The sequence below is a fragment of the Rhizobacter sp. P3_C12 genome (assembly GCF_056402735.1).
In genome coordinates this window covers 1-7,310 of the sequence record NZ_JBFUGW010000288.1, presented here as the reverse complement: position 1 = coordinate 7,310, position 7,310 = coordinate 1, and the positions used below count along the sequence as shown (strand labels likewise).

Sequence of the window (7,310 nt, the reverse complement as noted above, 5' to 3'; positions counted from 1 at the left end):
CCCGAACCCAGCTTCCTGTCGTCGCTGCTCGATGACAACCTGCCAGCCCTGCTCGGCGGCATCGCCGTGCTGCTGCTCGGCGGTTTCGCGGCGTGGCGCTTCAGCAAGCGCGCCAAGCGCGACAGCGGTGAAACCTCGTTCCTCGAAAGCCGTCTTCAACCGGACTCTTTCTTCGGGGCGAGCGGCGGCCAGCGCATCGACACGCGTGACGCCGGCGGTGCCTCGTCGTCGATGAGCTATTCGCTGAGCCAGCTCGATGCCATCGGCGATGTCGACCCGGTCGCCGAGGCCGACGTCTACCTGGCCTACGGCCGCGACCTGCAGGCCGAGGAAATCCTCAAGGAAGCCATGCGCGCGAGCCCCGAGCGCCTGGCGATCCGCACCAAGCTGCTCGAGGTCTACGCCAAGCGCCGCGACACCAAGGGCTTCGAGCTGCTGGCCACGCAGCTGTTCGGCCTGACCGGCGGCCAGGGCGAAGACTGGGCCAAGGCCCAGGAGATCGGCCAGCAGATCGATCCGGAGAACCCGATGTACCGCCCGGGCGGTGGACCGGCCACCGGCGGTGGCGAAGCGCGTCCGTCGGCCGAGTTGCTGGGTGCGAGCACGATGCCGCAATCGGTGCTGCCATCGCCGTCCGAGTTCGGCACCAGCGGTTCGCACGGCAGCGGTTTCGACAGCACCGGCGCCGGCATGGACCTCGACCTCGACCTGGCCCTGCCGAGCGGCTCGGCCGTGTCGGCGCCGCACCTGCCGGAAGAGACCCAGCCGCTGCCGACCGGCGAGGTCGGCCACTCGCTGGACGACATGAGCTTCGACCTGCCGCTGGATCCGCCGCCCCCGCCGCCTCGCGCGGCGCCGGCCCCCGCACGCAGCGCGCCGGCCAGCGCACCGATGGATTTCGACCTGTCCAGCATCTCGCTGGACCTTGGCGATTCGACGATCCCCGCGCCGGCCGCCCCGCGCGCCGCCGCGGCAGCGCCCGCCTTGAGCAACGAGTTCGGTGACATCGACCTGGGCGACGCCCCGGACGACGGCTCCGACCCGATCGCGCGCAAGCTCGAACTGGCCGAAGAATTCCGCCAGATCGGTGACATGGAAGGCGCCCGCGACCTGCTGCAGGAAGTGATCGCCAAGGCGAGCGGCGCCACCAAGACGCGCGCCCAGGCCATGCTCAGCGACCTGGGGTGAACGAGCCCAAGCTGGCCCTCGGTATCAGCTACCAGGGCCAGGCCTACCGCGGCTGGCAGAGCCAGCCGGGCGGGCAGACGATCCAGGACCATCTCGAACGGGCGTTGTCGCAATTCGCGGCCACGCCCGTTCGCACGATGTGCGCCGGCCGCACCGATGCCGGCGTGCATGCGCTGAACCAGGTCGTGCACCTGCACGCACCGGTGGCGCGCGAAACCGAATCCTGGATGCGCGGCACCAACCGCTTCCTGCCCTCCGACATCGCGGTGCAGTGGTGCCGGCCCGTGCCCGACGACTTCCATGCCCGCAACAGCGCGCAGGGCCGCCGCTACGCCTACCTGCTGCTCGAGTCGCGCGTTCGGGCGGCGATCGAGTCAGGCGCCGCCGGCTGGGTGTTCCGCCCGCTCGATGGCGAGGCGATGCGCGAGGCGGCCGCCGTGCTGATCGGCGAGCACGACTTCAGCGCATTCCGCGCCGCCGAATGCCAGTCGCCGTCGCCGGTGAAGACGCTGCGCGAGATCCGCATCCGGCGCTTCGGCGCCTACTGGCGCTTCGATTTCGACGGCAATGCCTTCCTGCACCACATGGTGCGCAACATCATGGGCTGCCTGGTGGCGATCGGCGCCGGGCAGCGCGCACCGGGCTGGATGGGCGAGGTGCTGGCCTCGCGCAGCCGCAGCGTGGCGGCGCCGACCTTTGCCCCCGACGGGCTGTACTTCGTCGGGCCGTACTACGATGCGCGCTTCGAAATTCCCCCGCACACGCCGCCGATGGACTGGCTCCCCGGCGGCGCGAGCCTCGAAGCATGAGCGTGCGCACCCGAATCAAGATCTGCGGCCTGACGCGCGAGGCCGATGTCGATGCGGCCGTCGCGGCCGGCGCCGATGCGATCGGCTTCGTGCTGTACGAGCGCAGCCCGCGGCATGTGAGCGTCGAGCGCGCGGCCGAACTGGCGCAGCGCCTGCCGCCGTTCGTCACGCCGGTGGTGCTGTGCGTCAATGCCGCGCCGTCGCTGATCGAGCGCGCGACCGCCACGATCCCCAGCCTGCTGCTGCAATTCCATGGCGACGAGACGCCGGCCGAGTGCGCCGCCGCCGGCCGCCCGTTCCTGCGGGCCGCACGCATGTCGGGGGATTTCGATTTGCTAGACTTCGCCGCTCAGTACCCGCACGCCCAGGGGCTGCTGCTCGACGCTCATGTCGACGGGTATGGTGGAGGCGGAAAGGTCTTTGATTGGTCACTCATTCCTCGAAACGTGCGCTCTCCAGTCGTTTTGTCTGGTGGGTTGCATGCCGGAAATGTGATCGAAGGAATTCTTCGGGTGCGGCCCTGGGCCGTTGACGTGAGTTCCGGCGTTGAAAGCGCCAAGGGCATCAAGGATGCCTGGGCCATCCGCCGTTTCTGCGATGCCGTGCGCGAAGCCGACGCCCGCATCGCTGCCACTCCCACCTGAAGCGAGTCAATCCATGTCGAAATACCAGCAGCCCGATGCCAGCGGGCATTTCGGGCCTTATGGCGGCACCTTCGTCGCCGAGACCCTGATCCACGCGCTCGATGAACTGAAGGCGGCCTATGCCGAGGCGCAGCGCGACCCGGCCTTCCAGGCCGAATACGAGAGCGAACTGAAGCACTTCGTGGGCCGGCCCAGCCCGGTCTACCACGCCGCGCGCATGAGCCGCGAACTGGGCGGCGCGCAGATCTACCTGAAGCGCGAGGACCTGAACCACACCGGCGCGCACAAGATCAACAACACGATCGGCCAGGCGCTGCTCGCGCGCCGCATGGGCAAGCCGCGCGTGATCGCCGAGACCGGTGCCGGCCAGCACGGCGTGGCCACCGCGACGATCTGTGCGCGCTACGGCATGGAGTGCGTCGTCTACATGGGCAGCGAGGACGTGAAGCGCCAGTCGCCCAACGTCTACCGCATGAAGCTGCTCGGCGCGACCGTCGTGCCGGTGGAGAGCGGCTCCAAGACGCTGAAGGACGCGCTGAACGAGGCGCTGCGCGACTGGGTGACCAACGTCGAGAACACCTTCTACATCATCGGCACGGTGGCCGGCCCGCACCCGTACCCGGCGATGGTGCGCGACTTCCAGCGCGTGATCGGCGACGAGTGCCTGGTGCAGATGCCCGAGCTCGCCGGCCGCCAGCCCGACGCGGTGATCGCCAGCGTGGGCGGCGGCAGCAACGCGATGGGGATCTTCTATCCGTACATCGAGCATGCCGGCACGCGGCTGATCGGCGTCGAGGCGGCCGGGCAGGGGCTCGACACCGGCAAGCATGCCGCGAGCCTCAGCGCCGGTTCGCCCGGCGTGCTGCACGGCAACCGCACCTACCTGCTGCAGGACGAGAACGGCCAGATCATCGAGACGCACTCGATCTCCGCCGGGCTCGACTACCCGGGCGTCGGTCCGGAGCACGCCTACCTGAAGGACACCGGCCGCGCCGAGTACGTCGGCATCACCGACGACGAGGCGCTGAAGGCCTTCCACTACCTGTGCCGCACCGAGGGCATCATCCCGGCGCTGGAGTCGTCGCATGCGGTCGCGCACGCGATGAAGCTCGCGCCGACGATGCGCCCCGACCAGCACCTGCTCGTCAACCTGTCCGGCCGCGGCGACAAGGACATCGGCACCGTCGCCGACCTGTCGGGCGACAAGGTCTACGCCCAGCCCTCGCAGGCGGGCCAGACGGTGAAGGGGGCGCAATGAGCCGCATCGCCACCCGCTTCCATGCGCTGAAGAAGGAAGGCCGCAAGGCGCTGATCCCGTACATCACCGCCGGCGACCCGTACCCGGATGCCACCGTCGAGCTGATGCTCGCGATGGCCGAGGCCGGCGCCGACGTGATCGAGCTCGGCGTGCCGTTCTCCGACCCGATGGCCGACGGCCCGGTGATCCAGAAGGCCGCCGAGCGGGCGCTCGCGAAGAAGATCGGCATGGTGCAGGTGCTCGACTACGTGCGCGGCTTCCGGGCCCGCAACACGACGACGCCGCTGGTGCTGATGGGCTACGCGAACCCGATCGAGCGCTATGACCAGCTGCATGGCGCGGATGCCGGCGAGAGTGCGTTCGTGCGCGATGCCGCCGAGGCCGGCGTCGACGGCGTGCTGGTCGTCGACTACCCGCCCGAGGAATGCGAGGCCTTCGCCGCCCGGCTGAAGGCGAAGCAGCTCGACCCGATCTTCCTGCTCGCGCCCACCTCCACCGAACAGCGCATGAAAGACGTCGGCCGCATCGCGACCGGCTACGTCTACTACGTGTCGCTGAAGGGCGTGACCGGCGCCGGCCACCTCGACACCGACGCGGTGGCCAAGATGGTGCCGCGGATCCAGGCCCACGTGCAGGTGCCGGTGGGTGTAGGCTTCGGCATCCGCGACGCGCAGACGGCCATCGCGGTCGCCAGGGTGTCGGATGCGGTCGTCATCGGATCCCGCATCGTGCAATTGCTTGAAACCCAGACGCGCGACAATGTCGTCCCCGCGGCCGCGGCGTTCATCGCCGAGATCCGTGCCGCCCTCGATACCCTGAAAGGAGCTCCCGCATGAGTTGGCTCGAGAAACTGCTTCCGCCGAAGATGCAGCAGACAGACCCGAGCGAGCGCCGCACGGTGCCCGAAGGCCTGTGGATCAAGTGCCCGTCGTGCGACACCGTGCTCTACAAGAGCGACCTCGAGCAGAACATCAACGTCTGCCCGAAGTGCAGCCACCACCACCGCATCCGCGCCCGCGCGCGGCTCGATGCCTTCCTCGACGGCGAAGGCCGCTACGAGATCGGCCAGGAGGTGCTGCCGGTCGACGCGCTGAAGTTCAAGGACAGCAAGCGCTACCCGGAGCGGCTGAAGGAGTCGCTGGAGAGCACCGGCGAGACCGATGCGCTGGTGGTGATGGGCGGTGCGGTGCTCAGCATTCCGCTGGTGGCCGCCTGCTTCGAGTTCGACTTCATGGGCGGCTCGATGGGCTCGGTGGTCGGCGAGCGCTTCGTGCGCGGCGTCGAGGCCGCGGTCGAGCAGAAGGTGCCGTTCGTCAGCTTCGCGGCCACCGGTGGCGCGCGCATGCAGGAAGGCCTGCTGAGCCTGATGCAGATGGCCAAGACCAATGCGTCGCTGACGCTGCTGGCCAAGGCGAAGCTGCCCTACATCAGCGTGCTGACCGACCCGACGATGGGCGGTGTCTCGGCGAGCTTCGCGTTCGTCGGCGACATCGTGTTCGCCGAGCCGAAGGCGCTGATCGGCTTCGCCGGCCCGCGCGTGATCGAGAACACCGTGCGCGAGAAGCTGCCCGAAGGCTTCCAGCGCGCCGAGTTCCTCGTCAAGACCGGCGCGATCGACGGCATCATCGACCGGCGCGAGCTGCGCACGACGATCGCCCGCTCGCTCGCGATGCTGCAACGGCAAAGCGCCGACGCCGTGGCCTGAGCCGGCCCGGCTCCCTGCGCAAGGCGGCCWCGGCCGCCTTTCCTTCTTCTGAGACCGTCATGCCCACACCGACCACCCTCGCCGAATGGCTCGCCCACTGCGAGCAGCTGCACCCCAAGGACATCGACATGGGGCTGGAGCGCAGCCTGCTGCTGAAGCAGCGGCTGGGCATCGATTTCCAGGTGCCGGTGATCACGGTGGCGGGCACCAACGGCAAGGGTTCGACCTGCGCGATGCTCGAATCGATCGGCCTGCAGGCCGGCTACCGCGTCGGGCTCTACATCAAGCCGCATTTCGTGCACTTCGAGGAGCGCTGCCGCGTGAACGGCCGCAGCGTCGACGCGGCCGAGCTGATCCCGCACTTCGAGGCGGTCGAGGCGGCGCGCGCCGGCATGCCGCTGACCTACTTCGAATTCACGACGATGGCGATCCTGCGGCTGCTCGCGAGCGCGCCGCTCGACATGGTGATCCTCGAGGTCGGGCTCGGCGGCCGGCTCGACACCATCAACGCGATCGATGCCGATTGCGCGGTGATCACCAGCATCGACATCGACCACACCGCCTGGCTCGGCACCGATCGCGAATCGATCGGCCGCGAGAAGGCCGGCATCATGCGCGCCGGCAAGCCGGTGGTGGTGGGCGACCCGATGGTGCCGGCCAGCATCGTCGCGCATGCGGCCGAGGTGGGCGCCGAGCTGCGGCTGCTCGGCCGCGATTTCAACTACGCCGGCGACAAGCAGCAATGGGGCTGGGGCGGGCGCGACAAGCGCTTCAGCGGGCTCGCCTACCCGGCGCTGCGCGGCGCCAACCAGCTGCTGAACGCGTCGGCCGCGCTGGCCGCCTTCGAGGCCTTGCGCGATCGGCTGCCGATCACCGCGCAGGCGGTGCGCAACGGTTTCGCGTCGGTCGAGCTGACCGGCCGCTTCCAGATCGTGCCGGGCCAGCCGACGCTGGTGCTCGACGTGGCGCACAACCCGCATGCGGTCGGCGCGCTGGCCGAGAACCTCGACCAGATGGGCTTCTTCCCGCGCACCCACGTGGTGTTCGGCGCGATGGCCGACAAGGACCTCGAAGCGATCCTGCGCCGCATGGCGCCGCTGGTCGATGCGTGGCATTTCACCGACTTGCCGATCGCACGCGCGGCCGGCGCCGCCGAGCTGCAGCAACTGCATGAGCGCCTGGCGCTGAAAGGCCCGGGCCCGGTCGCTACATTCCGTCACGCGAGCCCCGACGAGGCACTGCGCGCGGCCATCGAGGCGGCGGACCCCGCTGATAGAATCGTGGTCTTCGGCTCGTTCTTCACCGTGGGCGGCGTGCTGAAGGACGGCATCCCCCGTCTCTCTGCCAAGCACCTGAGCTGATCGCTCGTTGCTCACCTGGAATCAGCTCTTCATGGGTCTGCTGTCCTTCCTGAAGCGCACGCCGGGCAACACGCCCAACAGCGCAGCGCCCGCCAAGTCCAAGGCGAAGGCGCCCCCGGTGGCCGAATCCCCCGACTCCGTCGCACAGGCCCGCACGCGCGCGCGCCAGCGGCTCATCGGCGCGGCCGTGCTGGTGATCGCCGGCGTGATCGGCTTCCCGCTGCTGTTCGAGACCCAGCCGCGTCCGTTGCCGGTTGACACGCCGGTCGAGCTGCGGCGCGACACCCCGGCTGCCGCGCCCGCCACGACGCCGGCCCCGGCCGCCACCAACGCGCGGGCCGCCGA

General features: G+C 69.6%; 7 protein-coding genes and 1 pseudogene. All 8 read left to right on the top strand.

Going from position 1 to position 7,310, the window contains the following annotated elements; genetic code table 11:
* Positions 1–1,188, top strand: a 1,188-nt coding sequence (locus tag AC1DXV_RS28625) for a motility hub landmark protein FimV (RefSeq protein WP_477936798.1), incomplete at its 5' end; no start/stop codon positions are given.
* Complete coding sequence (gene truA, locus AC1DXV_RS28620; RefSeq protein ID WP_477936796.1) at positions 1,185–1,997, top strand: tRNA pseudouridine(38-40) synthase TruA; 813 nt, start codon at positions 1,185–1,187, stop codon at positions 1,995–1,997. The genes AC1DXV_RS28625 and truA, both read left to right, overlap by 4 nt.
* Positions 1,994–2,641 carry a phosphoribosylanthranilate isomerase gene (locus AC1DXV_RS28615; RefSeq protein ID WP_477871427.1) on the top strand — a complete coding sequence of 216 codons (648 nt, stop codon included), beginning with the start codon at positions 1,994–1,996 and terminating at the stop codon, positions 2,639–2,641. The genes truA and AC1DXV_RS28615 overlap by 4 nt, the downstream gene beginning before the upstream one ends.
* 13 nt (positions 2,642–2,654) lie before the next feature.
* Positions 2,655–3,899: a tryptophan synthase subunit beta gene (trpB, locus tag AC1DXV_RS28610; RefSeq protein ID WP_477871425.1), complete on the top strand. Its 1,245-nt coding sequence runs from the start codon at positions 2,655–2,657 to the stop codon at positions 3,897–3,899.
* Positions 3,896–4,735: a tryptophan synthase subunit alpha gene (trpA, locus tag AC1DXV_RS28605; protein WP_477871423.1), complete on the top strand. Its 840-nt coding sequence runs from the start codon at positions 3,896–3,898 to the stop codon at positions 4,733–4,735. Before trpB ends, trpA begins: the two co-directional genes overlap by 4 nt.
* Complete coding sequence (gene accD / locus AC1DXV_RS28600) at positions 4,732–5,604, top strand: acetyl-CoA carboxylase, carboxyltransferase subunit beta (RefSeq protein ID WP_465114476.1); 873 nt, start codon at positions 4,732–4,734, stop codon at positions 5,602–5,604. The genes trpA and accD overlap by 4 nt, the downstream gene beginning before the upstream one ends.
* Before the next feature lie 59 nt (positions 5,605–5,663).
* Positions 5,664–6,965, top strand: a complete 1,302-nt coding sequence (gene folC, locus AC1DXV_RS28595; protein ID WP_477936794.1) for a bifunctional tetrahydrofolate synthase/dihydrofolate synthase — start codon at positions 5,664–5,666, stop codon at positions 6,963–6,965.
* A 31-nt stretch (positions 6,966–6,996) separates the two neighbouring features.
* Positions 6,997–7,310, top strand: a pseudogene (locus AC1DXV_RS28590) (SPOR domain-containing protein); the annotation flags it as partial.